Source organism: Pelagibacterium limicola, assembly GCF_015694405.1.
Lineage (GTDB): Bacteria > Pseudomonadota > Alphaproteobacteria > Rhizobiales > Devosiaceae > Pelagibacterium > Pelagibacterium limicola.
The window spans coordinates 138,632-164,123 of the sequence record NZ_JADQDB010000003.1; the positions used below are offsets into that span (position 1 = coordinate 138,632).

General features: G+C 59.9%; 20 protein-coding genes, 1 tRNA gene and 1 pseudogene. 9 read left to right on the forward strand and 13 right to left on the reverse strand.

What is annotated here, in order from left to right:
* Positions 1-21: 21 nt before the first annotated feature.
* The 5 genes from guaA to I2G20_RS06825 form a co-directional block, all read right to left on the reverse strand.
* Entirely contained in the window at positions 22-1,584 is a 1,563-nt protein-coding gene (gene guaA, locus I2G20_RS06805) for a glutamine-hydrolyzing GMP synthase (RefSeq protein ID WP_196258946.1), read from the reverse strand.
* A gap of 312 nt (positions 1,585-1,896) precedes the next feature.
* A complete protein-coding gene (locus I2G20_RS06810; protein WP_196258947.1) occupies positions 1,897-3,186 on the reverse strand; it encodes an RsmB/NOP family class I SAM-dependent RNA methyltransferase in 1,290 nt (429 codons plus the stop codon).
* Positions 3,186-3,617: an MAPEG family protein gene (locus I2G20_RS06815; protein ID WP_196258948.1), complete on the reverse strand. Its 432-nt coding sequence runs from the start codon at positions 3,615-3,617 to the stop codon at positions 3,186-3,188. The genes I2G20_RS06810 and I2G20_RS06815 overlap by 1 nt, the downstream gene beginning before the upstream one ends.
* Positions 3,617-5,119: an IMP dehydrogenase gene (gene guaB, locus I2G20_RS06820; RefSeq protein ID WP_196258949.1), complete on the reverse strand. Its 1,503-nt coding sequence runs from the start codon at positions 5,117-5,119 to the stop codon at positions 3,617-3,619. Before guaB ends, I2G20_RS06815 begins: the two co-directional genes overlap by 1 nt.
* Positions 5,120-5,252: 133 nt before the next feature.
* Positions 5,253-5,783 carry a GFA family protein gene (locus I2G20_RS06825; protein ID WP_196258950.1) on the reverse strand — a complete coding sequence of 177 codons (531 nt, stop codon included), beginning with the start codon at positions 5,781-5,783 and terminating at the stop codon, positions 5,253-5,255.
* Positions 5,784-5,944: 161 nt separating this feature from the next.
* Between I2G20_RS06825 and I2G20_RS06830 the strand changes: the two genes are divergently transcribed.
* From I2G20_RS06830 to I2G20_RS17465, 3 genes are all read left to right on the forward strand, one after another.
* Complete coding sequence (locus I2G20_RS06830; RefSeq protein WP_196258951.1) at positions 5,945-7,552, forward strand: Na/Pi cotransporter family protein; 1,608 nt, start codon at positions 5,945-5,947, stop codon at positions 7,550-7,552.
* Positions 7,553-7,717: 165 nt separating this feature from the next.
* Entirely contained in the window at positions 7,718-8,578 is an 861-nt protein-coding gene (gene motA, locus I2G20_RS06835; RefSeq protein ID WP_196258952.1) for a flagellar motor stator protein MotA, read from the forward strand.
* Positions 8,579-8,581: 3 nt separating this feature from the next.
* The gene (locus I2G20_RS17465; protein WP_343070313.1) at positions 8,582-9,502 is read left to right on the forward strand and encodes a flagellar motor protein MotB; all 921 of its coding nucleotides are present in this window, start codon (positions 8,582-8,584) and stop codon (positions 9,500-9,502) included.
* On the opposite strand, the gene I2G20_RS06845 is transcribed toward I2G20_RS17465, so the two are convergent.
* Both I2G20_RS06845 and I2G20_RS06850 read right to left on the reverse strand, forming a co-directional pair.
* Positions 9,484-10,347, reverse strand: a complete 864-nt coding sequence (locus tag I2G20_RS06845; RefSeq protein ID WP_196258953.1) for a metallophosphoesterase family protein — start codon at positions 10,345-10,347, stop codon at positions 9,484-9,486. The genes I2G20_RS17465 and I2G20_RS06845 overlap by 19 nt on opposite strands.
* Complete coding sequence (locus I2G20_RS06850) at positions 10,344-11,303, reverse strand: diacylglycerol/lipid kinase family protein (protein WP_196258954.1); 960 nt, start codon at positions 11,301-11,303, stop codon at positions 10,344-10,346. The genes I2G20_RS06845 and I2G20_RS06850 overlap by 4 nt, the downstream gene beginning before the upstream one ends.
* A 161-nt stretch (positions 11,304-11,464) precedes the next feature.
* On the opposite strand from I2G20_RS06850, the gene I2G20_RS06855 reads away from it, so the two are divergent.
* The gene (locus I2G20_RS06855; RefSeq protein ID WP_196258955.1) at positions 11,465-12,904 is read left to right on the forward strand and encodes an MFS transporter; all 1,440 of its coding nucleotides are present in this window, start codon (positions 11,465-11,467) and stop codon (positions 12,902-12,904) included.
* Positions 12,905-12,912: 8 nt separating this feature from the next.
* Here I2G20_RS06855 and I2G20_RS06860 read toward each other — a convergent pair whose 3' ends face one another.
* Positions 12,913-13,629 carry an RlmE family RNA methyltransferase gene (locus I2G20_RS06860; RefSeq protein WP_196258956.1) on the reverse strand — a complete coding sequence of 239 codons (717 nt, stop codon included), beginning with the start codon at positions 13,627-13,629 and terminating at the stop codon, positions 12,913-12,915.
* Positions 13,619-14,824 (reverse strand): Ppx/GppA phosphatase family protein, encoded by a 1,206-nt coding sequence (locus I2G20_RS06865; protein WP_343070315.1) that lies wholly within the window; start codon positions 14,822-14,824, stop codon positions 13,619-13,621. Before I2G20_RS06865 ends, I2G20_RS06860 begins: the two co-directional genes overlap by 11 nt.
* Before the next feature lie 398 nt (positions 14,825-15,222).
* Between I2G20_RS06865 and I2G20_RS06870 the strand changes: the two genes are divergently transcribed.
* Positions 15,223-15,639 (forward strand): C40 family peptidase, encoded by a 417-nt coding sequence (locus I2G20_RS06870; protein WP_196258957.1) that lies wholly within the window; start codon positions 15,223-15,225, stop codon positions 15,637-15,639.
* Between the two features lie 97 nt (positions 15,640-15,736).
* Positions 15,737-15,810: transfer RNA gene (locus tag I2G20_RS06875), tRNA-Gln, on the forward strand.
* 510 nt (positions 15,811-16,320) lie between these two features.
* Here the strand turns inward: I2G20_RS06875 and I2G20_RS06880 are convergent.
* The 4 genes and pseudogenes from I2G20_RS06880 to I2G20_RS06895 all read right to left on the reverse strand — a co-directional run bounded on the left by I2G20_RS06880 (position 16,321) and on the right by I2G20_RS06895 (position 21,200).
* Positions 16,321-17,766 carry an aldehyde dehydrogenase gene (locus I2G20_RS06880; protein WP_196259333.1) on the reverse strand — a complete coding sequence of 482 codons (1,446 nt, stop codon included), beginning with the start codon at positions 17,764-17,766 and terminating at the stop codon, positions 16,321-16,323.
* Between the two features lie 123 nt (positions 17,767-17,889).
* Positions 17,890-19,578: pseudogene (locus tag I2G20_RS06885) on the reverse strand (thiamine pyrophosphate-requiring protein); the annotation flags it as partial.
* Between the two features lie 20 nt (positions 19,579-19,598).
* Positions 19,599-20,084, reverse strand: a complete 486-nt coding sequence (locus I2G20_RS06890) for a MarR family winged helix-turn-helix transcriptional regulator (RefSeq protein ID WP_196258958.1) — start codon at positions 20,082-20,084, stop codon at positions 19,599-19,601.
* Between the two features lie 183 nt (positions 20,085-20,267).
* The gene (locus I2G20_RS06895) at positions 20,268-21,200 is read right to left on the reverse strand and encodes a LysR family transcriptional regulator (protein ID WP_196258959.1); all 933 of its coding nucleotides are present in this window, start codon (positions 21,198-21,200) and stop codon (positions 20,268-20,270) included.
* 280 nt (positions 21,201-21,480) lie between these two features.
* Here I2G20_RS06895 and I2G20_RS06900 point away from each other — a divergent pair, with 280 nt between their 5' ends.
* The 3 genes from I2G20_RS06900 (at position 21,481) to I2G20_RS06910 (ending at position 25,463) form a co-directional block, all read left to right on the forward strand.
* A complete protein-coding gene (locus tag I2G20_RS06900; RefSeq protein WP_196258960.1) occupies positions 21,481-22,647 on the forward strand; it encodes a M24 family metallopeptidase in 1,167 nt (388 codons plus the stop codon).
* 90 nt (positions 22,648-22,737) lie between these two features.
* On the forward strand, positions 22,738-23,787 hold the full coding sequence (locus I2G20_RS06905) for an ATP-binding cassette domain-containing protein (RefSeq protein WP_196258961.1): 1,050 nt from the start codon (positions 22,738-22,740) through the stop codon (positions 23,785-23,787).
* A complete protein-coding gene (locus I2G20_RS06910) occupies positions 23,784-25,463 on the forward strand; it encodes an ABC transporter permease (RefSeq protein ID WP_196258962.1) in 1,680 nt (559 codons plus the stop codon). Before I2G20_RS06905 ends, I2G20_RS06910 begins: the two co-directional genes overlap by 4 nt.
* Positions 25,464-25,492 lie beyond the last annotated feature (29 nt).

Genomic DNA, 25,492 nt, shown 5'->3' on the forward strand with positions numbered 1-25,492 from the left:
ACCGTCTTCAGCGGCCCTAGGTCATTCCCACTCGATTGTTCCCGGGGGTTTGGAGGTCACGTCATAAACCACCCGGTTTATGCCCTTGACCTCATTGATGATCCGGGTTGCGGCGCGGCCGAGGACGTTCATGTCGAAGGGAAAGAAATCGGCGGTCATGCCGTCGACCGAAGTGACGGCGCGCAAGGCGCAGACGCTTTCGTATGTCCGGCCATCGCCCATGACACCAACCGTCTGGACCGGGAGCAGAACGGCGAAGGCTTGCCATATCGTGTCGTAAAGGCCCGCTTTGCGGATCTCGTCAAGATAGATGGCGTCGGCCTGACGCAGGATATCGAGCTTTTCCCGCGTGACGCCGCCGGGCAAGCGGATAGCGAGACCCGGGCCGGGGAACGGGTGACGACCGACGAAATGTTCAGGCAGGCCTAGCTCCCGGCCCAGCTTGCGCACCTCGTCCTTGAAGAGCTCGCGCAGCGGCTCGACGAGCTGCATGTTCATGCGCTCCGGCAGGCCCCCGACATTGTGATGGCTCTTGATCGTGACCGATGGCCCGCCTGTGAAGGAGACGGATTCGATCACGTCTGGATAGAGCGTGCCCTGGGCAAGGAACTTGACGCCGCCGATCTTTTTGGCTTCCGCCTCGAAGGTCTCGATAAAAAGCCGGCCGATGATCTTGCGCTTGGCTTCCGGCTCGATGACACCTTCGAGCTCGCCAATAAAAGCGTTCGATGCATCCACATGGACCAGCGGGATATTGTACTGGTGCCGGAACATGGTGACGACTTCGTCGGCCTCGTTCTTCCGCATCAGGCCGTGGTCAACGAAGATGCAGGTCAGCTGGTCACCGATTGCCTCATGAATGAGGACGGCCGCAACCGAGGAATCGACGCCGCCGGAAAGGCCGCAGATGACCTTTTCCTTGCCGACCTGCTTGCGGATGGCTGCAACGGCCTGTTCGCGATAGGCGGCCATCGTCCAGCTCGCCTCGCAACCGCAGATCGCGTGTACGAAATTGGCGTAAAGCTTGGCGCCGTCCGGAGTGTGGACAACTTCGGGGTGGAACTGGACGCCATAATGTCTGCGGGTTTCGTCGGCAATCATTGCGAACGGCGCACCGGGTGAGGTGCCCACCACGTGAAAGCCATTGGGGAGTCTCGAGACCTTGTCGCCGTGGCTCATCCAGACCTGATAGGAATGATCGAGCGCCCAGACCCCTTCATAAAGCGCGCAGTCTTTTTCAATGCGGACTTCAGCGCGACCGAACTCGCGGACATAGCCCGGTTCAACGACGCCCCCGAGCGCAACGCACATCGCCTGCTGGCCATAACAGATACCAAGGACCGGAACGCCGTATTCGAGCAGCGCCGGGTCGACCTGCGGGGCCCCCTCCTCGATCACGCTGGCTGGGCCACCGGAAAGGATGATGCCCTTGGGCTTCAGCGTCTCGAGCGCAGTGACCGCAGAGTTGAACGGATGAATTTCGCAGTAGACCCCGGTTTCGCGGACCCTGCGCGCGATAAGCTGGGTAACCTGCGAACCGAAATCAACGATGAGAATGGTGTCTGAAGGTGAGGCGTTCTGCATGGCGAGGCTTTAATCGGAATCGTAGTGGCAGGCAATGGTTTGCGATGCTCTCAAGAATTTTCGTTCAAGACTGCAACTCATTGGAGGCGGGTGCGTTTGAGGAAACACAAGGGAGCGCTTCAACGGACTTCGCACCCCCATATTCGTTATCGCATCGGATGTAATCACCACAGTTTGGTCCGATGCCTTCAGCCGGTTGTACGGGCTCCGCGTCCCAGCCCGTCCAGACCGGCCTAGAGACCGAAGGTCAAATTCTTTCGGTCTTTGGCTGCCACCCCGGATGTCCCTCGCATCCGGGGTGGTATCCAATCCCTACGCTTTTCTCATCCGCGCGCAGAAGAACCCGTCCGTGCCCGTGCTTGCCGGGGTAAGCGTTACGGTTTTGCCGTTCCGGCTTAAAGGCATCGGAGCGCCGGGGAAAATCTCTGTCCAGACCTCGGGCAGCGAAACGAGGGAAAAGTCCTTGTGCCGATCGAGAAAGGCATCGACCTGATCGTCGTTTTCCTCGGGCAGGATCGAGCAGGTGACATAAACCAGTTCGCCTCCGGACTTGAGGAATCCGGCTGCCTGATCCAGCACAGCGATTTGGTCGGCCAGGCGCGCATGGAGTTGTGCTGGCGTGAGCTTCCATTTGGTATCGGGGCGGCGTCGCCAGGTCCCCGTGCCGGTACAAGGGGCGTCGACGATAACGCGATTCATCCGTCCTCCGAGATCATCGAGGGCTCCGGGATCGGGATTGCGGACCTGAACATTGCGGACGCCGTTGCGCTTCAAACGCTCGTGGATGGGCGCCAAGCGTGGACGTTCGGTGTCATAAGCGAAGATTTGGCCTGAATTGCCCATCGCGGCCGCCAACGCCAACGATTTGCCGCCGGCGCCAGCGCATAGATCAAGGACCTGTTCGCCGGATTTCGCGCCTGCAAGCAGGGAAACGACCTGGCTGCCCTCATCCTGAATTTCGAACCAGCCCTTCTGATAACCCTCGTCCGCCTGCACATTGGCAGTGCGGGCATCGGCGGTGCCGGAAGCAATGCGCAGGCCGTCAGGGGCTATGGCGCACGGTTCTGGCGAGAAGCGCGAAAGGCTTTTTACGACGCGGGTTCGGCTCGACTTGAGCGTATTGGCGCGCATGTCGAGCGGCGGACGGGTCGCCATGCCCTGCCCTTCGCGGATCCAATCGGCACCGAAATTGCGTTCCAGTGACGGGGAGAGCCATTCGGGAACGTCCGCCTGTATATGGGCGGGTGCTTCGGCAAAAAACGAGTCGGTAGAAAGCCTTGCGGCCTCGGCTTCCGAAATCGGCTCAGGAGCGAATCGATCGGTGTTGAAGTCCTGATTCAAGGACTTCACATCTTGATTCCAGTCGTTGACAGCCACTGAGAGGACGAGCGCGCGGGGCGAATCCTCGCCCATGCGCCAAGCGTGGGAGGTCCGCTTGCGCAGCGCGTCATAGACAAGATTGCCGATGGCGGCCCTATCCCCTGCCCCTGCGAAACGATGATCGAGCGCCCAGCCCTTGAGCGCCTCCGAGACGGGGCGCTTGCGCAGCTCCATATCGGCCAAAACCTCAATGGCCGCCGCTATCCGTCCCGGCAAACGCATCAGGCAAACCCTTCCATCAGCAGGCGCACTCCTATTGTGAGCCAAAGAACGGCGATGATGGCCGCACCGGATATAAAGGCCTTGAAGCGGTTGAACACATTATTGTCGGTGACGTGGACAAAGGCCTGTACGGCGCGGGCGGCGACGAAAAGCCAGCACAGCGATGCTTCCCACCAGCTTGCACCGAGCCAAACGGCGATGCCGCCGGCCACAAACAACAGGACGGGAAGCTCGAACTGATTATTGTAAGCATTCGCGGCCTGCCGCGCGTCGGAGGGCCAGTTGCTGCTGTCGAGCGCGATATCGCGCACCTTGACGTCACCGCGCATGACGCGCGGGATGCGGCGGACGCAGAGAACGAGGATGAGCGCAAAAACGATCATCCCCTGCATCCAGAGCGCCAGCGCGACGGCGAGTGCCGCGCCGCTCACTACTTGCTCCCGCGGTAATTGGGACTTTCTCGCGTTATCGTCACGTCGTGGACGTGGCTCTCCGATAGCGCAGCGCCGGAAATCCTGACGAACGTCGCCTCACGGCGGAAGGTCTCGAGGTCCTTGGCGCCGGTATAGCCCATCGCGGCGCGGAGGCCGCCAGCGAGCTGGTGCAGCACGCCGCCTGCCGGGCCCTTATAGGGCACCTGCCCTTCGATGCCCTCAGGGACGAGTTTCATCTGGTCGTTAACTTCCTGCTGGAAGTAGCGGTCCGCAGAGCCGCGCGCCATTGCACCGACCGAGCCCATGCCGCGATAGGATTTGTACGAGCGGCCCTGGTAGAGATAGACCTCGCCCGGGCTCTCGTCGGTGCCCGCGAGCAGCGAGCCGACCATGGCGCAGGATGCACCACCGGCCAACGCCTTGGCGAGATCGCCCGAGAATTTGATGCCGCCATCGGCGATGACTGGAATACCCTGTCTGTCGGCCTCCTCGGCGCAGGCCATGATAGCCGCGAGTTGGGGAACGCCGACACCGGCAACGATACGGGTGGTACAGATCGAGCCCGGCCCGATACCGACCTTGATGGCGTCCGCGCCAGCATCGATCAGCGCCTTGGTGGCTTCAGCGGTCGCGACGTTGCCGGCGACGATGCGGGTGGAATTGCTCTCGCGCTTAACGCGTTCGACGGCCTCGGCGACACGCACGGAATGACCGTGGGCAGTATCGATAACCAGGAGGTCGACGCCCGCATCGATGAGCATCAAAGACCGTTCGAGGCCCTGATCGCCGGTCGTTGAGGCGGCAGCAACGCGGAGGCGCCCGCTCTCGTCCTTGATGGCCGAGGGGTGAAGCTGGGCCTTTTCCATGTCCTTGACGGTAATCAACCCGATACAATTCTGGAATTCGTCCACCACGAGCAGCTTTTCAATGCGGTGATGGTGGAGGAGTTTCTTGGCTTCCTGCTGGCTGACGCCTTCACGCACCGTTACGAGCTGATCGCTGGTCATCAGTTCGGAAATCTTCTGGGCCATGTCGGATGCAAAACGCACGTCGCGGTTGGTGACCACGCCAACGAGCTTGCCATTGACCCGCCCGCCCGTGCCGCCATTGGCGACGACCGGGATGCCCGAGATCTTGTAGCGGTCCATGAGCGCCAGTGCGTCGGCGAGCGTTGCATCGGGACCGATGGTGATGGGGTTGACCACCATGCCGCTCTCGAAGTGCTTGACCTGCTTGACCTGCTCGGCCTGCTGCTCGGGGGTCAGGTTGCGATGTATCACGCCCATGCCGCCTGCCTGCGCCATGGCGATGGCCATCTTGGCCTCGGTCACCGTATCCATCGCCGAAGAGAGGATCGGGATATTGAGCGTGATGTCCCTGGTCACCCGCGTCCGGATATCGACCTCGGTGGGCAGAACGTCGGAGCGCGCGGGCTGGAGGAGCACGTCGTCGAAAGTGAGCGCGGCGTCACCAGTGATTGAGGAAATAATCTTCGCCAAGGCCAGACCCCTTCTTGCCCTTCATCTAAGCGGATGAATTTCGATGGTTTGATGACCGGCGGGAGACTCACCTGCCGGTTTCGGGTTGGCGAGGGTCAATAGCACTGGCGATGGGGTTTGGGAAGTGGGCTGATCAGCGCAATATAACCTCCTCTTGCACCTCCACTCTCGGCGACCTGAATCCCATCGCGATCCATGCGCCGAGGAGCTTTGCGAAAAACCCCCAAGTCTGGCGTTTGCCAATTTGTACCGTTCCGTCCAGTACTCCCGGGTCGGGAAGGTCGGAGGTCATCGTGCGCAGTTCAACGGCAGGCATCGTGCCAACAGGCCAGACGCTCTTATAAAGCGAGAGCCAGTGTCCACCTTTGAACTCGAGGAATACGGGGGTGTTGCAGCAAGTGGTGATGAAACGGCGGGTCGAACCCGTCCCAAGGCGGATGGCCTTGAGGTGTTCGGAACCGGCAACGACGTCGACACGATCCTTGCGCATCATGACAAAAGGCGTGCCACCGTTGGGCGAGCGAAAATCCGGAGCGCCTAGCGCTTCGAAATGGTCCCCGGCCGCACGACAGGAATTGCAATGGCATTCCGTCGTGATGATCGGCGCGCCGCGAACTTCCAGGCGAACCTTGCCGCAGGTACAGGCGAGTCGGGCAGTTTTCATTGGGCTTCCTCTATCGGTTACAATCAAGAAACGACGTTGGCGGGTCGCCCTTCCCGACACCTATGGAATGAAATATGGAAGTCGTAGAGGCTTCAAGCCACCATTGATTTCCCTGCCCCCTTCGGCCATTGGTGAATCGGGTTCATTGGGCGGGCTGGAAGATGGAAATCTGGGCGTCGCTGCTGGGTGGAATCGGATTGTTTCTGCTCGGAATGCGGTTAATGACGGACGGGCTGACGCGCGCGGCGGGGGCCGCGCTGAAGTCGGGACTGGCCACAGCAACCGGATCGCCCTTACGCGGGCTGGCGGTCGGCGTCGTCATCACCGCGATCGTGCAGTCATCCAGCGCTGTCACCGTTGCGGCCATCGGTTTCGCCAATGCGGGGCTGATGACTCTCACCAACTCGGTCTGGGTGATCTACGGCACCAATGTCGGTACCACCATGACGGGATGGCTGGTGGCGACCCTCGGGATCAAGATCGACGTAGCGGCCCTGGCGCTGCCCCTGCTAGGACTGGGCATGGCGGGCCGGTTGATGGCCAGGAGCCGACCACGCACCGAAGGCGCCGGAGAAGCCCTGGCCGGGTTCGGCGCGTTTTTCCTCGGGATCAGCGTGCTGCAATCGGGGTTCGTCGACTTGGCACCCCATGTCGCGGAAATATCTGCCCCATTTGCTGGAACTGGTTGGGAATTGCCTGTGTTCGTGCTGCTGGGCGTCGTTCTGACCACCCTAACGCAGTCGTCGAGTGCCGCTATCGCCATTGCCCTGACAGCCGGCGCTGGCGGCACGCTCAGTCTCGAGCAGGCAGCGGCGACAATCGTAGGCACCAATATCGGAACCACTTCGACCGCCTTGTTTGCCTCTATCGGTGCGACCGCAACGGCAAAGCGCGTCGCGGTGATGCATATCATCTTCAACCTGCTTACCGGGGTCTTCACCTTTTTCGCCCTGCCGCTGCTGCTCCTGCCCGGAATTTGGCTTTCGGGTGGCGGGGTCGATGTGCCTGTTGCGCTGGCGGTGTTCCATACGTCGTTCAACTTGCTCGGTGTAGTTCTCATCTGGCCGCTGACGCCTTGGCTCGTCTCATTCCTGAGCCGGCGATTCGAGAAGCCGCACGAAGACAAACTGGCGCCGCGGCACCTCGACAACACTCTTTTCGCGGTGCCGGACCTGGCGCTCAGCGCCCTGGTCATGGAAATGGACCGGCTGTCGGACGCCACCTACGCGCTCGTGCACCATCGTCTAGCAGGATACCCTGCCGATGAGCCAGCCGCCGCGGATGTGCTCAAGCTCAGAATGTCTGTGCGGGATTATCTGGCACAGATGAATCGTGGCGCGCTCGATGACCGGACCGTCGAGGCGCTTTCGAATGTACTCCGCGGATTGCATCACCTCGAAGACTTGGCGGAGGCTACCTTGCGTCTGCCGGAGAGGCCCGATCCCGCGACCGTTGGGCTCGCGCCTATGGCCTTCGCGATGGTGGCCGATATAACCGGGCAAAGCTGCCAGCGCGCCGAAGGCCCGGATGCAGCGAAAAATCTCGATGCACTGGGTGCGGCAAGCGAGGATGCCTACGCTGCAGTGAAGGCCGCGTTGTTACGCGCGGCCGTGAGCGGCGCGATGCCGATGACAAAAGCAGAGGCCGCCCTCACCTATGCCCGGGCTGTCAGGGGACTCGGCACAACGGCTCGCAAGGCGCAGAAACGGCTCCTGCCTTGGCGTGCGGAACAGCCGGCTCCAACACTGGAAGAAGCGCCCCTGCCCTAACTGGCTCCCGGTTTCACACGATGGCGCGGATTGCTCCAGTATTCGGCATATCCGATCAGATTTCGGTAACTTTACACCGCTATACATCAATTAGAATAGGGCTCCGTAACGAGCAGAATGCATAGCCCGCAGCGTACCGGCGGGCCGGAACGAGAGTAATTGCGTATGCGGCTGATCGTCGGCGCCATAATAGTCTTTGCATCTGTCCTGGGCGGCTACGCGGCGATGGGTGGGCATCTCGAGGTGCTCTGGCAGCCGTTTGAGGCTGTGATCATTCTGGGTGCTGCGCTGGGCGCCTTCATCATCGGCAACACCAAAGCGATCCTCAAGCAGACGCTCAGCGTATTCTCGACTCTGTTCAAAGGCCCGCGCTACAACAAGCAATCCTACGTCGAACTGCTCGGCCTGCAGTTTTCGATCTTCAAGCTTGTCCAGGCCAAGGGCCTGTTGGCGCTCGAACAGCATATCGAAAACCCGGAGCAATCCGATCTTTTTGCGCGCTTCCCGACATTTGCCGCCAACCACCACGCTGTCGAGTTCATGTGCGACTATCTGCGCATGATCACGCTCGGCTCTTACGCGGTGCATGAGCTTGAATCGCTGATGGACGAGGAATTGGAAACCCATCACCAGGAAACCGAGCGCGTCGTGAACGCCGTTCAGTCTATGGCCGACGCCACCCCCGCGCTGGGCATCGTCGCGGCGGTTCTCGGCGTTATCAAAACCATGGGCTCGATCACCGCCCCACCTGAAGTTCTCGGGCACCTCATCGGCGGTGCGCTGGTCGGGACCTTCCTGGGCGTTTTCTGTTCCTACGGATTCTTTGGTCCGATGGCGCAGGCGCTGCGGAACACCCATGATGCCGAAGCCAAGTATTTCCTATCGATGAAGGCCGGCCTTCTTGCACACGTCGCCGGCTACGCTCCCGTGATCGCGATCGAATTCGCACGCAAGGCAGTGATGTCGGAAGACCGTCCTACCTTTGCCGAAATCGACAGGGCCACAGCCGACCTCAAGAGGGCATAAGCCGTGCCCCGGGGGAACGAAACTGTCGTCATCAAAAGGGTAAAGAAGGTCGTCCATGGCCACCACGGCGGCGCGTGGAAGATCGCTTACGCCGACTTCGTGACGGCTATGATGGCGTTTTTCCTTCTGCTCTGGCTGATCTCGATGACGACGCCGGAGCAGAAGCAGGGGCTGGCCGACTATTTCGCACCACCCAATATTGCCGAGACGACCAGTGGCGCCGGCGGCGTGCTCAGCGGGCGCGCACTCGACCAGGCCGGCCAGCAGATGGCAGGGTCGTCCGAGGTCGAGCGCGGCGGCGTCGCTCTGGTGACCGAACGCGCCGTTCCTCTTTCCATCCAAAGCGCGGCAACCGGGCGCGAAGGGGAGACCGGCAACCTCAACGACGCCATCAATGCTTCACAGATCGATATCAACGCGACCTACGAGCAGGTATTCCACAGTGCGGCGGCCAGTATCCGCCAAGCTTGGCAGGCCCTACCGGAGATCAACGAGATCGCCGACAACCTCATCATCGAACAGACCGAGGAGGGGCTCGATATCCAGATCGTGGATCATGAGGGGCGCCCCATGTTCCCGGAGGGCTCGAAATTCCCGTTCGAGCGTACGCGCAACGCCATAACGGTTCTCGGTCCCATCCTTCAGCAATTGCCGCATCAGATCCGCATTTCCGGTCATACGACAGCGGGGGGGCACTACAGCGATCCGCGTTACGGAGCCTGGGAGCTTTCTGCCGACCGGGCGAACGTTGTCCGCGCACTGCTGGGCGAATTCGGGCTGTCGGACGACCGCATCCATTCGGTCGTAGGACGCGCATCTACCGAGCCATATTTCGCCAACGATCCTTACCTTGCCGCGAACGAACGCATCCGCATTACGATCCTCAATAACGCGCCGCCGGTCCCCTACAACCTGAGGCCCTGATCCGCAGGAACCGGAGGAAGCTCGCTTTCGCTCGTCTTTTCGCGGGTCACCCACTTGCTCCCCAGCCATTCGCGCACCGCAATATCGATTTCTCCGTTATGGAACTCGATCACATTATATGCATTGGGCTCGCCCCTGAGCCTTGTCGACGTCGTCGAGGACGCCTGGGCGACGAGAATTGGAGCACTGGCGGCAAAACGCGGCCCGACAGGCGCTGCTTCGCGGACCGCACCCGGCCCTTCGTGACGCCTCACGTAGCTCAAGTGAAAATGTCCGGACAGCACAAGCCGGACACCGATCCGCGCGAATACTTCGAGCGCCTTGTCGGCCCTCTTCACGCGCCGCTGAAAGCGGGCCATGGGTTCTTCGGGATGGAGAAGCGGATGATGGGCCACGATCACACGGCATGTTGCCTCGGGATGCAGGTCGAAACGCTGCTCGATACGCTCCAGCTGCGCACGGCTGATCGTGCCGTCGGACCAATTGAAACTCAATCGCGCTCGCCGGGACGTTTTAATCCCGGCAATGGCAACGTCCCCGAAGACCCCGAAAGGCTCCAGGTCCTCATGGATGTATTTCCGGTAGTGACCGTAGGGATTGATAAACCGCTTGACCAGGTTGCGTTCGGGAACGTCGTGGTTGCCCGGCACGGCGAATACGGGAGCGGACAGCGTATCGAGAAACTCCCGCGCTCGCGCAAATTCCCTCCTGCTGCCGATCTGGGTGAAATCGCCGGAAACGACGATCAGATCCGGGTTCTGCGCACGGATTTCAGCGCTCAATGTATCGACGACGGCATCGTCATGATGGCCGAAATGCAAATCCGATAAGTGAATCAACCTCATGGCGCCAACTCCTTGGTGGTCCCTGGCTCAATGCCAGGGTCTGACAACATAGGCGGCGCGAGGATGTTCAGCCCCTGTGGGACAATGGCAAATTCAAGCGGAGAGGTCAGGGTCTCCACCTCGCCGTCCAGCATGACCTTCAGCGCGGGTTTTCTGCTCATAACTGTCACGGTTTGCGCCTCTTCTATTTCTAGTGCTTCGTCGTCCTGCCAATGGCCGGCAATCATGAGCAGCGAAAGGCGAATAACATCGCCGAGCGTCAGGTGCTTGAGCCGGTAGAGGGTCAGTTTGCCGGCATCGAGCTTGGAGCGGGAAAAGAACATGCCGACGCCCTCCTCGTATGCGTTGGACGCTATCGCCAGCGCCTGTAAGCGCTCGGCGTGGGGCAGGCCCCCGTCCGTGGAAACCGAGAGCGCAATCCTGCGCGTGCGGGCCAGGCGCCGCACGAAAAAACGGCAGTATCCAAGAATCGCACCTCCCCCTTCGCCGCGGATGTATTCGCGCCCAGCGGCAAGCGCAGGCAAAAGGCCAACCACCACCTTGTGGAGAAAAATCCGCCCATTCACTACACCCACATCCACTGCCCGCGGCTGCATGGCCTCAAGCGCTTCGATCCAGGTGTCAACATCGAGCGGGATGTTGAGATCGCGCGCCAGCATGTTCGCCGTGCCAAGGGGCAGGATGCCCAAAGACTTGTCTGTGCCAAGCATGGCTCCAGCCAGCGCCGTGACCGTGCCGTCTCCACCGGCGGCGACAACGATATCGGCATCAGAAGCTGTCGCGCGCGCGACAGCGCCGGCGAGGTCGCCCTCCAGTTCGGCATCTACAACGGCCGCAATGCCGCGTGCGGCAAGAACGTCACGCAGACGATCGGCCGTCAGGCCGAGTGCTGCGACACTCCCCGAGTTGCCGTTAATCAGGAAATAATAGCGACGCGCGGTCATCATGCTTCCCATTTTGCTTCATTCCGTTGAATAAGGCGCCAGGGGGCGTTTGGGTTCAGTTTCCTCGCGATTTCATTGGCCCGAACGGACCAATTGACCCTTTGGTCCGGTTGCAATCGGTTGCCGGTGGCCCGATTGTGGACCTCCGTTCTTTTCCGATTCTGCCCGGTCCGTTGAAGCGCATAGTCCCCATCACCTTGGCGGTTGCTCTGTTCATGGAGAACATGGACGCTACCGTTATCGCGACGTCCCTGCCCGCGATCGCCGCCGATATCGGCACGTCGCCGGTGGCACTCAAGCTCGCGTTCACAGCCTACTTCGTTGCCTTGGCGATATTCATCCCTGTGAGCTCCTGGGTGGCGGACCGTTACGGGGCAAAGAGGGTCTTTTGCTTCGCCATCATCGTTTTCCTGCTCGGCTCGGTGGCATGCGCCTTCGCAGGATCGCTGACTGAATTCGTGCTCGCACGTTTCTTCAAAGGTATGGGCGGCGCGATGATGACGCCGCTTGCGCGGCTCATTCTGTTCCGGTCAGTACCACGATCCGACCTTATCGGCGCCATGACATGGCTGACGGTCCCGGCCCTCGTCGCGCCGACGCTGGGGCCGCCGGTGGGTGGCTTTATCACCACCTTCGTGAGCTGGCACTGGATTTTCCTCATCAATGTGCCCATCGGCCTGGCTGGCCTCGGGCTGATTGTCAAATGTCTACCTGAGCTCGAGCCAGGCCCACCACGGCGGCTCGATGTAACCGGTTTCGTCCTGCTCGGCCTGGCATTTTCGGGGGTTATTTTCGGACTTTCACTCGTCAGCCTGCCCGTGCTCCCGGTTTGGGTAGCGATCGTTACCGGCGGAACGGGCATCGCGGCGATCATTCTATATGGCTTTCATGTAAGACGCACTGACGAGCCGCTTCTCGATCCCAGGATCTTTCGGGAACCGGCGTTTCGCGCGACCATTTTCGGCACTGCGCTTTTCCTGATCGGGGTCGGCGCCATGCCGTTTCTCCTGCCCCTGATGCTACAACTCGGTTTCGGCATGACGCCATTCGAGACGGGGCTCGTGACATTCATGGGCGCCTTCGGAGCGATGCTCACAAAGTTCTTCACGCGGCAGCTTTATGCCGGGATCGGCTTCAGGAATGCGCTGATGGGCGCGACGATCCTCTCGACTTTGGGCATGGGTGTGCTCGGTTTCGTGACACCTCAGACGTCAACCGCACTGATTGTAGTGCTGCTTTTCGTCACCGGTCTCGTTCGCTCGGCATATTTCACCGGACAGCACGCATTGGGCCTGTCACAGATCGCCGAGGACGAAGCCGGACAGGCCACCGCGATTTCAACCGTCACGCGACCTGTTGCGACGGCACTGGGGGTTGCCCTGGCGGGGTTCGTGCTCGAGGTGAGCGCTCACGGCGACGCGTTAAGCCTGGGTGATTTTCACGTCGCATTTTTTGTCGTCAGCGGGGTGTCGGCGCTTGCGGTGGTGCCGTTCATCCTGCTGCCCAAGGATGCCGGCAGCGTGGTGTCGGGTCACCTTTCCTCAAGGTCCCGGGAAGAGGCGCTCAAGCGCTCGCGCGAGCGTGGAAATGACGGGCAATCGCCGCGGTTCTAGTCGTAGTTCTAATCCTGGCGCGTCCCTTTGAAACCACGCGCAATAAGATAGGTCTCAGCAGATTCCGCCCGGCTTGATGGCGGCTTGGCATGGAAGGTGGACGCAAAGTTGCGTTTAAGCATGGCAAGAAGCTCATGCTCGGTACCGCCTTGGAAAACCTTGGCGAGGAACGTCCCGCCCGGCGCCAGGACATCAAGGGCGAAATCGGCGGCGATTTCGACAAGCGCGACAATGCGCAAGTGGTCCGTCGCCTTGTGACCCGTGGTTGGCGCGGCCATGTCGGACAGCACAATGTCGGCCTTGTGCCCGCCAAGCGCATCGATAAGCGCCTGCGGGGCGTCATCGTCCGTAAAATCCTTCTGGAGCAAAAACGCACCCGGCACGGGGTCCATTTCGAGGTAGTCGATCCCGACCACCGTAGGATTTTCAGGATCCGATTTTACCGCCTTAGCCGCCACCTGACACCAGCCGCCGGGCGCGGCGCCCAGATCGACCACACGCATCCCGGGCTTCAAAAGCCCGTACTTTTCGTCGAGTTCGAGAAGTTTGTATGCTGAACGCGCGCGAAAGCCCTCGGCGCGGGCACGGGCGACATAAGGATCGTTCAACTGGCGCTGCAGCCAGAGGGTCGATGATGTTGTGCGCTTGCGGGCTGTCTTCACGCGGGTCTTGAGGTCGCGTTCGCTGCGGCGGCCGCTGCCCTTTCCCGTGGGCTTATTTGGCAATGCGGCCTCCCCGTTGGCTACGGAACGGCCGGCCGCGCTTCCACACACGATCTTCCGACATCATCGATATCAGAATGCCCTCCCTCAGGCCGCGATCCGCAACGCGGATGCGCTGGCAGGGCCATTCGCGGCGGATGGCCTCGAAAATCGCACAGCCCGGGATAACGAGGTCGGCCCGTTCCCTGCCGATGCACGGGTTGGCCATGCGGCGCTCATAACTCATGGCGAGCAGCACGCGCATTGTCGCATCCACGTCCTCGGACCGCATCCAAAGGCCATCGACCTTGGAGCGTTCATAACGATCGAGCCCCAGATGAAGTCCGGCAAGCGTCGTCACGGTACCCGAGGTGCCCAAAAACGGGATGGGGTGCGAGGCGAGCATCGCACGCAGCTTTTCGCGGCCGCGGAACTGGCGTAACTGGTGGCTGACATGGGCAACCATCGCCTCGAATATTTCGGGGGTGACATCGACGCCCCCGAACTTTTCGGCAATCGAGACGACGCCCACGGGCAGAGACTGCCATGACCTGATCGAGGAAGCCGTCTTCCCCTGATTCTTGGGGCGGCCGCCGCGGAAATCGAGCCAGGCGAGTTCCGACGAGCCGCCGCCGATATCGAACAGCAAAGCCCCCGGCGCATCGAACTCGATAAGGTCCGCGCAGCCGGTGACGGCAAGTTCAGCCTCCGTCTTCCGGTCAACCACCTCGAAGTCGAGGCCGACCTCTCGCTTTACACGACTGAGAAAAGTCTGGGAATTATCCGCCGAGCGGCAGGCCTCGGTTGCGATAATGCGGGCACGCACGCCTTCGTACTGGGCAAGCTTGCCGCGGCATAGCTTGAGCGCCTCAATGGTGCGGTCCATTGCCGCCTCCGAGAGACGGCCAGTCTGAGAGAGCCCTTCCCCGAGCCTCACGATCCTCGAAAACCCGTCGAGCACGCGGAATCCGTTTTCCGTGGGATGCGCGATCAGCAGGCGGCAATTATTGGTCCCAAGGTCGAGAGCGGCATAAACAGGCGCACGCTTTTTTCGCGTGTCCTGCGGCCTTGGGGGGTGAGTCCGCCTGGGGTCCCGGCCAATCCCGCTGCCGCGGGATTTACGGGCACCCTGCCCATGCCCGCCAAATGTTGCGGGCACAGTTTCCGCAGGCACTCCATCGGCCTGCGAAAGGGCGACGGACCGATCGGAATCGGTCACTGGTCGATCTCCAAGCTGCCCGGTCGCCCGCTCGATCGGCCTTCGAGGTGATCGCTTTTCGTCCCCCGAAACCCGCACTGGCGCCCATTGGCAGACGCGTTTCATGTTCGTCGATCAAGGTAGTGCATCGCGACGCGCAACGCAATCGTGACAATCAGGCCGAATGGCTGACGTCAATTTATCGCCACAAAACGCCTGTTTATGCCGCTCACGCATTGGGGGGCAGCGCTGACGGGCGCACTCTCTTTGCCGTGGGCATAGGGTCCCGTGACGCTGCCTGACCGAGCGGACGGCATTCGCCGTCGATGGTTCAAACCAGACAGGTATCGAGCAGCGTACCGGCGCTTCTGGCATTCATCTGGATCAGTCCAGGCGCCGCCATCAGGGACTAGAGTTATATGCGTATGATCCTTTCCGCCGTGCTCGCGGCGGTAGCCTTCTTTTCGTTCGCCGGCGCCGGGCAGACCCGCGATGCCCAATCCGTCATCAACACCATGCTTGCCGAACTCGGAGAACGCCGCCCTCAAGGCTGTCCGAGCCGGTGGTGCGCCTGCTACATGGACACCGTTCTTGCCCGCCTGGGCCTCCAGCCGCACGGCACCAACAAGGCGCGAGACTTCGCATCTTATGGCAACGAAGCAGAGCCTGGCGCGGTCGGGGCGATCATGGTCATGTCCAATCACGTGGGCGTCGTCGTCGGCGAATGCGATAACGGGCACGTGCAGATCGTTTCGGGCAACTACTCCAACCAGGTGGCCCTGGGTTGCTACAACCCCAGTCGCGCCATTGCATGGCGGGTACCCGTCCGGCACTGAAATCATGATCGGCAAAGTTCAATTGCGGGCTTGAAATCGCCACCGTGTGCCGCTAAACAGGCGCCACACTGAAGCGGGCGCCACCGCCCGCTTGTGCTGGGGAATAGGTTAACGGTAGACCCACGGACTCTGACTCCGTTAGTCCTGGTTCGAATCCAGGTTCCCCAGCCAGACTCTCAGCAAAAACTATTTCCTCCCAAAGGCTTAAGCCGGCTTTCGCCGGTGAAATCGTGGGCTTTCCCACCGGTTTGGCCACCAGCTTGACCATCCCACTGACGGCCCTTGATTCGATGTCGATGAACCTATGGCTAACCTAGATCGCATCCGCGAAGCGTGCTGTCGATTGCAAGTACGGTCTCGACTCGCTCTTCTCGATCCAGGAAGAAGCAAATGGCCCGATTTGCTTTTGCGTCAAAGGACGCTTGGTTTCAACCGTCTTTCCAGTATTCCAAGCGGCACGGCACGGGCCGTAGCATCATATCGAGACTATCCCATTTCAGTTCTCTTTGGCCTTGATTGGCCGAAGGAGAACTGATTGGGGCGGCTTGCATCGGTGGGGCCGAAGGCGGATTGTCGGCTTGGATAGAAGAACTAAATATGCCATCATTTGCCGCCCGTGCCGGGTAACCCCGTTCGACACTTTGGGCTCACGCGACCACTGCCTGACCAAACAATTCTATCTTAGAATGGGTAATGCTGATTTGGGTCCTCAATAGTAACCCAGCGAAGGTCAGTAAACTCGGCAATACCCGCCTTGCCGCCAAAGCGGCCATAGCCACTGCCCTTTACGCCGCCGAACGGCATTTGCGGTTCGTCGTGCACCGTGGGGCCGTTGATGTGGCAAATACCCGTCTCGAGCTGTTCGGCAATCTTGAGTGCGCGCTGTATGTTACGGCTGAAGACCGCCGATGAGAGGCCATATTCCGTATCATTGGCAACCTTGACGGCCTCCTCATCGCCCGACACCCGGATGACGGGTTTGACCGGGCCAAACGACTCTTCGATATAAATGCGCATGTCGGCACGGACATTGTCGACCAGAGTCGCGTTAACCACCGATCCTTCGCGATAGCCCCCCGCGACGATATTGCCGCCCCTGTTGCGGGCGTCGGCTATGAACTCCTCCATGCGCTCGGCCGCGCTGGGTTCAACGAGCGAGCCAAGCACAACCTGCCCGCGTGGATCTCCGGCCAGCAAACCCTTTGCCTTTTCGGCGAGTTTGGAAACGAACGCGTCCGCGACCTTCTCGTCGACGATGATGCGTTCCGTGGACATGCAAATCTGGCCCTGATTCATGTAGGAGCCGAACGCCGCAGCATTGACCGCCGCATCCAGATCCGCGTCATCGAGCACAATGAAAGGGGCTTTTCCGCCCAGCTCGAGCAAAGCGGGTTTGAGATGGCGACCGCAAAGTTCGCCGATGATCTTGCCAACACGGGTAGAGCCGGTGAAGTTGACGCGTCGTACGGCCGGATGCGCAATGAGCGCTTCAACGATCTTGGGTGCGTCTTCGGGCGCGTTGGAGATCACGTTGATAACCCCCTTGGGTAGCCCGGCCTCGGTCAAAACTTCGCCTATAAGTCGATGTGTTGCTGGACAGGCTTCGGAGCTTTTGAGCACCACAGTGTTGCCACAGGCAATCGGCATGGCGACGGCACGCACACCCAGTATGACCGGCGCGTTCCACGGTGCCATGCCAACGCAGACGCCTGCCGCACGGCGCATGGCCATGGCAAGATTCCCTGGTTTGTCCGAAGGAATGATTTCGCCACCGATCTGGGTCGTCATAGAGGCTGCCTCGGTCAGGATCTTGGCGGCAAACATGACGTTGAACGCGCCCCATGGACCGGTCGAGCCGGTTTCCTCGGTCATCAGGCGCGCGAAGTCATCCGACCGGCTCTTGAGGATATCGGCGGCCTTTAGCAGTATTTCACGGCGCTCGCTCGGACCGGTTTTGGACCAGGCTGGGAAGGCTGCCTGGGCAGCTTCAACAGCCTTGACAGCGTCATCAACTGCTGCCGCCGCAGCGCGCGTTGCAACCCGGCCGGTAAAAGGATCGTTACGTTCAAATGTGGCGCCACCGGTTGCTCCGCGATCCTCGCCGTCGATCAGAAGTCTTTGGTCCATAATCTTGCTCTCCTCTGTCGGGTGTGTGCTGCTCGGCGTGGTCTCCGATGTGGCAATGGCTCGGGGTTCCGATTGCTGCTTGGGCGCTGGTGCAACGGCACCTTCCGCAAGGTGCGGTACCCAAACATCGAGAACCGCTGATCTGTTTTCGTAACGCACAGCGCGGAGTGCCGTAACAATTGCATCGTCAAGCTGACTGCGGTCGGTCACCTTGATCGCAAGGGCTCCACCCGCAGCCGCGGCGATCCCGCCATAGTCGGCCGGCTCGTCGAAAGTGACATCCACAGTGTCGGCCCGGCTCGCATATCCGTCCGGATGAACGGCGAGCGCTGAAAGACGCGGCGACTTCCAGCCGCGATTGTTGAAAACGACCTGAAGGATGGGAGCTTTGTACCGCCGGGACATCCAGTGGACGCTCGAAGGCACCGAGAACATATAGGACCCATCACCTGTCAGCGCGACGATCGTCTTGTCCGGATAGGCGAGCTTGGCCCCCAAGGCGGCCCCGCCATTCCAGCCTAGCGAGCCCCCACCACTGGTAAATAGGCTTCCGGGCTTATCGAGCTGCAGGTGATCGCCGATTGTGTGATAATGCGAGATGCCTTCGCTGATATAAATCGCGTCCTCGCCAATATGGCGGCGAAGGGCGGCGACGAGCACTTCGCCCGTGAGCGATTCATTCTGCTCAAGCGCACTAAGCCGTTGCCGGCGTTGCTCATGCAGATTTGCATAGTGGCTACGGCGTTCGGACAGAACCGGGTCGTCCAGATGCAGCGTTTCGCAACGGCGATTGATCTGCTTGAGCGCAGTCGCTGCGTCAGCGCGATAGGAACGTCGGGTGGGGAAGTGCCAGAGCGGCATCTGCTGTTTGAGTGGATCGATATCGATGTGATGGATGATGGCATCATCCTTGGGACGGCTGACCGCAGGGATCCAGGGAATGTCGCTATCGATCAGCAACACGACGTCGGCTTCCGCCAGCACCGGATTCTGCACCGGCTGGTTCCACTGATTGCCCTGATGGAGCGGATTGCTCGCCGGGAAATTGACGTAGTTGGGGACGGATTCCAGAACAGCGATGCCCAGCCGGTCGCAGAGTTTCACCAGCTCGGCGACCGCTTCGGGCCTGCGCCCCAGATATGAGGTGATAACTAGAGGGCGCCGCGCCCGCATAAGGTCACCAAGGATGTCTTCCACGCTGTCGTCAGATAGCGCCGTAAGTGCGGGCGGGCGGAAATCGATCCGTTGGCGAACCTCGGGGACCTCCTCTTCCATAACCTCTCGTGAGCCCATGAGATAGACGGGACCCTTGGGGTCTGCATAAGCGAATTTCAGCGCCCGCTCGACCAACTGGCCGATGTTGCGTCCTGCCCGTATCTCATTGTCATAGCGCATATAGCCGCGCACGATACCGCGCTGGTCGTGTACGTCCTGTATCCACTGGATGAATTCGTTTCTGCTGCCCTTGTATTCGCCTGACTGGGTACTAGGAGAACTTCCGGCAAATATCAGTACGGGAACGCGCCCCTTGTCGGCGTTGTGCACGGCGCCAGCAAGCGCCTGCGTGCCGCATTCTACGTGAACAATCACCGCCTGAGCGCGTCCGGTTGTCTGTGCAAAGCCATGCGCGGCCGATAGGGCGACCATCTCATTAGGGCAAATGATGATCTCGGGTACCTTTTTGCCCGTCGCACGCGCAAATGCGATGCCTTCGATCAGCGCAGGGTGGTCGCTGCCCCAATTCGCGAAAATATACGATACACCGGCCTCAACGAGAGCGTCGAGAAAGGCGCTGCTGGCAGTATAGGTCATCGAAAGCCCTCCCTTGAAGTTTATGCGGTTTCGACGGCGGCTTGCTGTGCTGCCTGAAGCGTGGTCTCCACGCTGAGTGCGTCCTGGATGCGTTTGAGCATCGATATCAAATCGGACTTGTTCTCCGGACCCACGATTTGATCGAGAAGTGCGTCATGAACGACGGCAAGGTCTTCGAGACGGGCCAGATGCGTTTTACCCGCTGAAGTCAGTTCGATCCGATAGCTGCGCCGGTCGACATCGGATCGTTGACGCTGGACATAGCCCTTGCGCGAGAGTTCGCTGAGCGTTGAGGTCAGTGTCGAGGTGTCCCGTGCCGACGCCCTGCTTAGTTCGCCCTGGGTCAAACCCGGATTGCGGGCAATTATGCTCAGAATTGTATAATGCCCCGGCTTCAGGTCAGGATCCCCGAAGCGGCGCCTGATCGCGGCAAAGCTCGCCTCCTGAGCGAGCCGAAGATGATAGGCGATGGTCTGTTCTACTGCAACGGGCCGTGCACTGGGCATCCGCCTCCCTCCCCTTTTTGGCCTGCCTTCTCGGCGGCATGATTAGTTTGATATCAAACTATAAATTTAGTTTGATGGCAAACCAATATTTTTCTTAGGAACCGGCCGAGTAACAGGAGGTCTATGGGAAATCGAAGATCGCGCCTCGCCGAACACGGCCTGACATGACCGACCGTACGAGCCTTACTCGTCAGGCACCTCAAGGAGTTTTTCGCGATGGTTCCACACGATCTGCAGCACCCATTGCACAAAAGGGTCCAAAGTGCTGCGCTGATGCCACACGACTGAAAGCTTCACCGGCGGCAGGCGTATCGGGGCTTTATGGATGGCAATTCGCCGTTGGTTGCCGAGCCATTCTGCAGGTTTGCGTGGCAGGGTCGCCAGAAGATCACTGCGCGAAGCCAGATGCAGTGCTGTGACATAATGGGGTACTGAGATCGCAATGCGGCGACGTTGCAGGGTATTGTCGAGATGGGCCTCGATCGGGTCGGCCTGCAGTCCCTGGTTGACGAGCGATATGTGGCTCGCGGCGAAATAACTGGCCTCGGTCAAGGGCCCAAACTTTTCCGTCCAGTCCGATCGGCTGACGACAACGACGTCGCCTGTCATCAAGACCGTTTTGTGCAGACCTTCAGCAACCTCACGAAACGGGGCAATGGCAAGATCCAAATCTCCACGAGCAAGCATCCCCGGGGCTTCTATCGGGCCGGCGTGCACAAATTGTATTTTTGCGCGTGGCGCTTGTGCCTGAAATATTTCGAGCAGGTGCGGCGCGAGCGTAATTGTGGCGAACTGGTACGTGCCAATGCGCAGCGTGCGATCCGATTTCGTCGGATCGAAACTGCGTTCTCCTGCGATAATGCCGCCTAGCCGATCAAGCACATCCTGGATGGTCGGCGCCAGTGCATTCGCCTTTTCGGTCGGCGCCATGCCTGACGCCGTGCGTACAAAAAGTGGGTCGTCGAAAATGACCCGCAGGCGACCAAGCGACTGGCTTAGTGCCGATTGGGTCAATCCGCAGCGCACTGCCGCACGGGTCAGATGACCTTCGCTGTGGATGACCTGAAACGCTATCAGCAACTTGATGTCGAGTTGCCGCAGCAATGATGAATACATGCCAACCTCCTTACCCCTGCCCGCTCCTCCTGCAACATCATTAGTATTATCAATGATGCTTCGTTAGGTAAATGAATTTGACGAATGAGAGGCAGTGCCAGAAGCTGCCCAGAAAGTGATGCTCCGAGCATCCCGAATTAGGCGGAGGAAATATCTGATGAATGCGGCCCCAAGAGGTGCAGGTGCGGTATTGTCTGCGCACGCGAGCGAAAGAATGCCCAGCCCGTGGCCTTCTTTGTCGCTAAAAGAGCGCGATTGCCGCTGGTCCAGGACGCGTGCAATGCTGGAGGAGCATAACCTCGATTGCCTCGTCCTTTTTGGCTACAAGAGCCATGACCACTATGACTGCTATCTCACCAACGAGCAGTTCGATGGGGCTGTCATCCTGCCGCGGGAAGGTGAACCCATCGCCTTTACTGCGCTGACCCAACGCCTGACACGCCGCCTTGCGAGCAATCTTCCCGGCGAATTCTGGGTCAACGACGTTCGGATTGGCCGCTATGGACCACAGACAGTAAGCGTATTGAAAGAACTCGGCCTCGAGCGTGGGCGCATCGGCGTCTTTGGCCTCGACTCCTGGGGGCCTGGCGAATTTGACGGCCTCGTACCCTACCGCATGTGGCAGACCGTACTTGAAGGCCTGCCCGGAGCCGAATTCGTCGACATTTCCGTGCCGTTCAAGAAAATGATGCTCAAAAAGAGCGCCGAAGAAATCGAACTGTACCGGTTCAGCGGAAAGATCGGCGATATCGCCTGTCGTGCCATGCTCGAAGCGACGGCCGAAGGCGTTCCCGAGACTGAAATCTACGCCGCGGTCCAGCATGCCATTTTCAGGAACGGAGCCGATGCCTGGTGGCCTCACCTCAACTTGACGGTCGGGGCGGACGATATCGGCTGGGGACCCCCGATATGGATTTATCGTGGCGGTGAACCGCGCCGGGTCCGTCAAGGCGATCTGGTCCAGGCCGAGATCTTCCCTTGCTATGGGGGTGCAGAAACCCAGCAACAGATGTCGATTGCCGTCGGGCCAGTTCCTGACCTCCATTATGAGTTGGGCGAAGTCGCGTCGAAGTCGCTGGCAGAGGGCGCAAACATTCTCAAAGCGGGTGTGACGCTTGGCGAAGTCGCACAGGCGATGTTCGCGCCGATCCGCGAGAACCCTGATTACTGGACGCTTTCGCCGCTGGTTCACACCCTCGGCCCGGGGCCGTTCGTCAGCAATCTTGGATACAATATCGAGAACTCGCCAGCGCGCGCACTCAGCCCTCGCGTCGCGGAAATGACCGGCAAAGGTCAGGACACCGTGCTCGAGGCCGGGATGATCATCGCGTTCGAGCCAAATGTCTGCAAGGGGCAAACCCGCGTCAATATTGGCGGCACGGTAATCGTTACCAAAACCGGGTTTGAAGACCTCAACACTCTCCCCAATCGCCTGAATGTGGTTTGAGTCATGTCAGAACCAACCAATGACAAGCCGTTGCTGAGTGTTAGGGGGCTGGCCGTCTCATACGGACGTGCAGGGCAATCCGAAAACGCGGTGCAGTATCTCGATCTGGATGTGTCGGAAGGCGAGATGTTTGTCCTGCTTGGCCCAAGTGGGTGCGGCAAGACAACATTGCTGCGTGCGGTCGCAGGGCTACAGGCCCCGCATTCGGGCAGCGTCACCATTGATGGGCAGGACGTCTACAACTCGAAATCTGGCAATTCGGTACCGCCTGAAAAAAGGCCGGTCTCGATGGTTTTCCAGTCCTACGCCCTTTGGCCGCATATGAGCGTCGCTGAAAACGTGGCTTTTCCATTGCGTGAAGGCAGACGTGGCGTGCCGCGCGACGAGGTTGCGGAACGGGTGACCGAGGTTCTCGAAATGCTGGGCCTGTCAAACATGCGGGACCGGCCTGTCACAACGTTGAGTGGTGGCCAGCAGCAGCGCGTCGCACTTGCACGGGCGCTGGCTTTGCGTCCGCGCCTTTTGCTGATGGATGAGCCATTGAGCAACCTCGATTATGAACTCCAGGTACGGTTACGCGGACAGGTCAAGGAGTTGGTTTCCAGGATTGGCGTGACCACGCTTTACGTGACCCACAATCAGAACGAAGCACTGGAGATGGCCGACCGGCTGGCTGTCATGGATGCGGGAAAGTTTCGCCAGATAGGCTCTCCGCGCGAACTCTATCATGGACCATCGAGTGAATTTGTCGCCCGCTTCATCGGCGATATGAACCTGCTGCCTGCCAGGATTGCCGAGGTCGGACCAAACTTATGGGTCGATACGCCGCTTGGTCGTTTGCGGGCTGGAACGAACTGCATTGACGATGCCAAAGTCGGGCAATCGTGCCTGTTTGGCGTCCGTCAGGAAGATATCGAGATTGGCGACAATCAGGGTGCCGACAATATCGTATCGGCCAGTGTTGATCGCGCCACATTTTCAGGGGACTCGATCAGCTACCAGATGAATGTCAACGGAACGGGTCTTCAATGCCGGCTTCATCGCCGTTTCGATGTTCCTCCCGGACGCGACGTTCTACTCAGATTGCCTGTTGAACATTGTCTCGTTGTTCCAACAGACGGCCAAACGGGTGCGTCATGACGCTCGGCCCAAAAGGATTTGTGATCCTCCTGCGGATCATTGCGGCGACCGCAGTGATCTGCGTGTTTGCGATGCTGGCCATGCTGATTATCGCCAGCTTCAGCCCGAAGTCTGAATTCGGCGCATGGACGCTCGCCAACTACATCGATATGGCCGGAATGCGGCAGCTTTGGCCGGCCATCTTCAACACTTTGGTTGTAGGCATCGGCACGACAACCTTCTTGCTGATGTTCGCGCTGCCCTTCACTTGGGTACTGAGCCGGACAGATTTTGCCTCAAAGGGAGTTTTGCTGACCATCCTCACGGTATCGCTGGCCCTCCCGGCCTTCGTGACCGCAATGGCCTATGTCTGGCTGCTCAACCCCAATTCGGGAATCTTCAACCGGTTGCTGGAATCCGCCTTCGGTTGGAGCCGGGTGTTCAATGTCTATTCGCTTGGCTGGATCTGCTTCATTCAGGCGCTGATGCTCACGCCTGCCGCTGTCTTCATGATGCTCCCGGCGTTCCGCAATTTCGATTCAACGCTTGAAGAGGCCGCTTCTGTCAGCGGCATCAGCCCTCGCCGCGCGTTTTTCAAGATTGTCCTGCCCACGCTGGCACCAGCGGTTGGTGCGGTGTCGATCTTCTTTTTCATCCTAGCGGTCGAGATATTTGACGTTGTCGGCGTTATCGGCATGCCGGGCAATATCGATGTGATCACGACGCTGGTCTACCAGTCTACCTACACCGTCTATGGGCCGCCCGATTATGGGTTCGCCGCCACTCTGGGCATGCCCCTGCTCGCATTATGTGCCATTGGCGTGCTGATCTATCTTTGGCTGCTGCGCCGAGCCGATCGCTATTCGATGCTGAGCGGCAAGAACCGTGCACCCATATTGCGCGACCTCGGTCGCTGGCGCTTCGCCGTATGGGGTCTGATTGGGACATGGGGCACGCTCGCCGTCGTTCTTCCGCTGTTGACGGTGATCTGGACCTCACTGACCCCTTACCTTCAGCCCCCGTCGATGGCAGCACTCTCGCAGTTGAGCTTCAGCAGCTATCGTGGCGCTGCCGGACTTGTGTGGGCGCCCTTTGTAAACACAATCCTCTTGGTTATCGGCACAATCGTCTTTTCGATTGTGTGGAGTGTCAGCGTTTCGTGGTTGGCAACACGCGTCCGCTCCAAAATCGATAAAGCTCTCGATGCCATCGTGTTTCTGTCGCTCGCAGTGCCTGGAATGCTTGCCGCCGTGGCCATGCAATTCCTGGCGCTCAGCGCATATCACTGGGTCCCCCTGCTCGGAACGCTTTGGCTGATCATCATAACCATGGCTATCCGCTCGCTGGCCTTTACCACACGCACGCTCAATTCTTCCGCGTTGCAGATCCATTCCTCGCTGGAAGAAGCGGCCTATGTGTCCGGTGTGGGTCGCATGCGTACATTCCTCCGCATCTTTTTGCCGGTGATCAAGCCAGCGATCATGTTTGCGGTGCTCGTTACCACGTTGATTTCCGCGCGTGAGTTGACCATCCCGCTGATGCTCTATTCGCCGCGCTCTTCAGTCATCTCGACCACCATTTTCGATCTTCAGGCGACCGGCCGCTACGACGAGGCCGCCGTATTCAGCCTGCTGATAATCGCGATCCTGCTTGTGCTTGCACTCGCGTCGCGAAGAAGGACGGCCCCGATCGCATGACGGGGTCTTAACGAGGAGGAGAAACTGGA

Bases quoted from the DNA above. Each gene is read 5' to 3' on its own strand.
- guaA (WP_196258946.1), bottom strand. From the start codon at position 1,584: ATGCAGAACGCCTCACCTTCAGACACCATTCTCATCGTTGATTTCGGT.
- I2G20_RS06810 (WP_196258947.1), bottom strand. From the start codon at position 3,186: ATGCGTTTGCCGGGACGGATAGCGGCGGCCATTGAGGTTTTGGCCGAT.
- I2G20_RS06825 (WP_196258950.1), bottom strand. From the start codon at position 5,783: ATGAAAACTGCCCGACTCGCCTGTACCTGCGGCAAGGTTCGCCTGGAA.
- I2G20_RS06830 (WP_196258951.1), top strand. From the start codon at position 5,945: ATGGAAATCTGGGCGTCGCTGCTGGGTGGAATCGGATTGTTTCTGCTC.
- motA (WP_196258952.1), top strand. From the start codon at position 7,718: ATGCGGCTGATCGTCGGCGCCATAATAGTCTTTGCATCTGTCCTGGGC.
- I2G20_RS06845 (WP_196258953.1), bottom strand. From the start codon at position 10,347: ATGAGGTTGATTCACTTATCGGATTTGCATTTCGGCCATCATGACGAT.
- I2G20_RS06850 (WP_196258954.1), bottom strand. From the start codon at position 11,303: ATGGGAAGCATGATGACCGCGCGTCGCTATTATTTCCTGATTAACGGC.
- I2G20_RS06870 (WP_196258957.1), top strand. From the start codon at position 15,223: ATGCGTATGATCCTTTCCGCCGTGCTCGCGGCGGTAGCCTTCTTTTCG.
- I2G20_RS06880 (WP_196259333.1), bottom strand. From the start codon at position 17,766: ATGGACCAAAGACTTCTGATCGACGGCGAGGATCGCGGAGCAACCGGT.
- I2G20_RS06890 (WP_196258958.1), bottom strand. From the start codon at position 20,084: ATGCCCAGTGCACGGCCCGTTGCAGTAGAACAGACCATCGCCTATCAT.
- I2G20_RS06895 (WP_196258959.1), bottom strand. From the start codon at position 21,200: ATGTATTCATCATTGCTGCGGCAACTCGACATCAAGTTGCTGATAGCG.
- I2G20_RS06900 (WP_196258960.1), top strand. From the start codon at position 21,481: ATGCTGGAGGAGCATAACCTCGATTGCCTCGTCCTTTTTGGCTACAAG.
- I2G20_RS06910 (WP_196258962.1), top strand. From the start codon at position 23,784: ATGACGCTCGGCCCAAAAGGATTTGTGATCCTCCTGCGGATCATTGCG.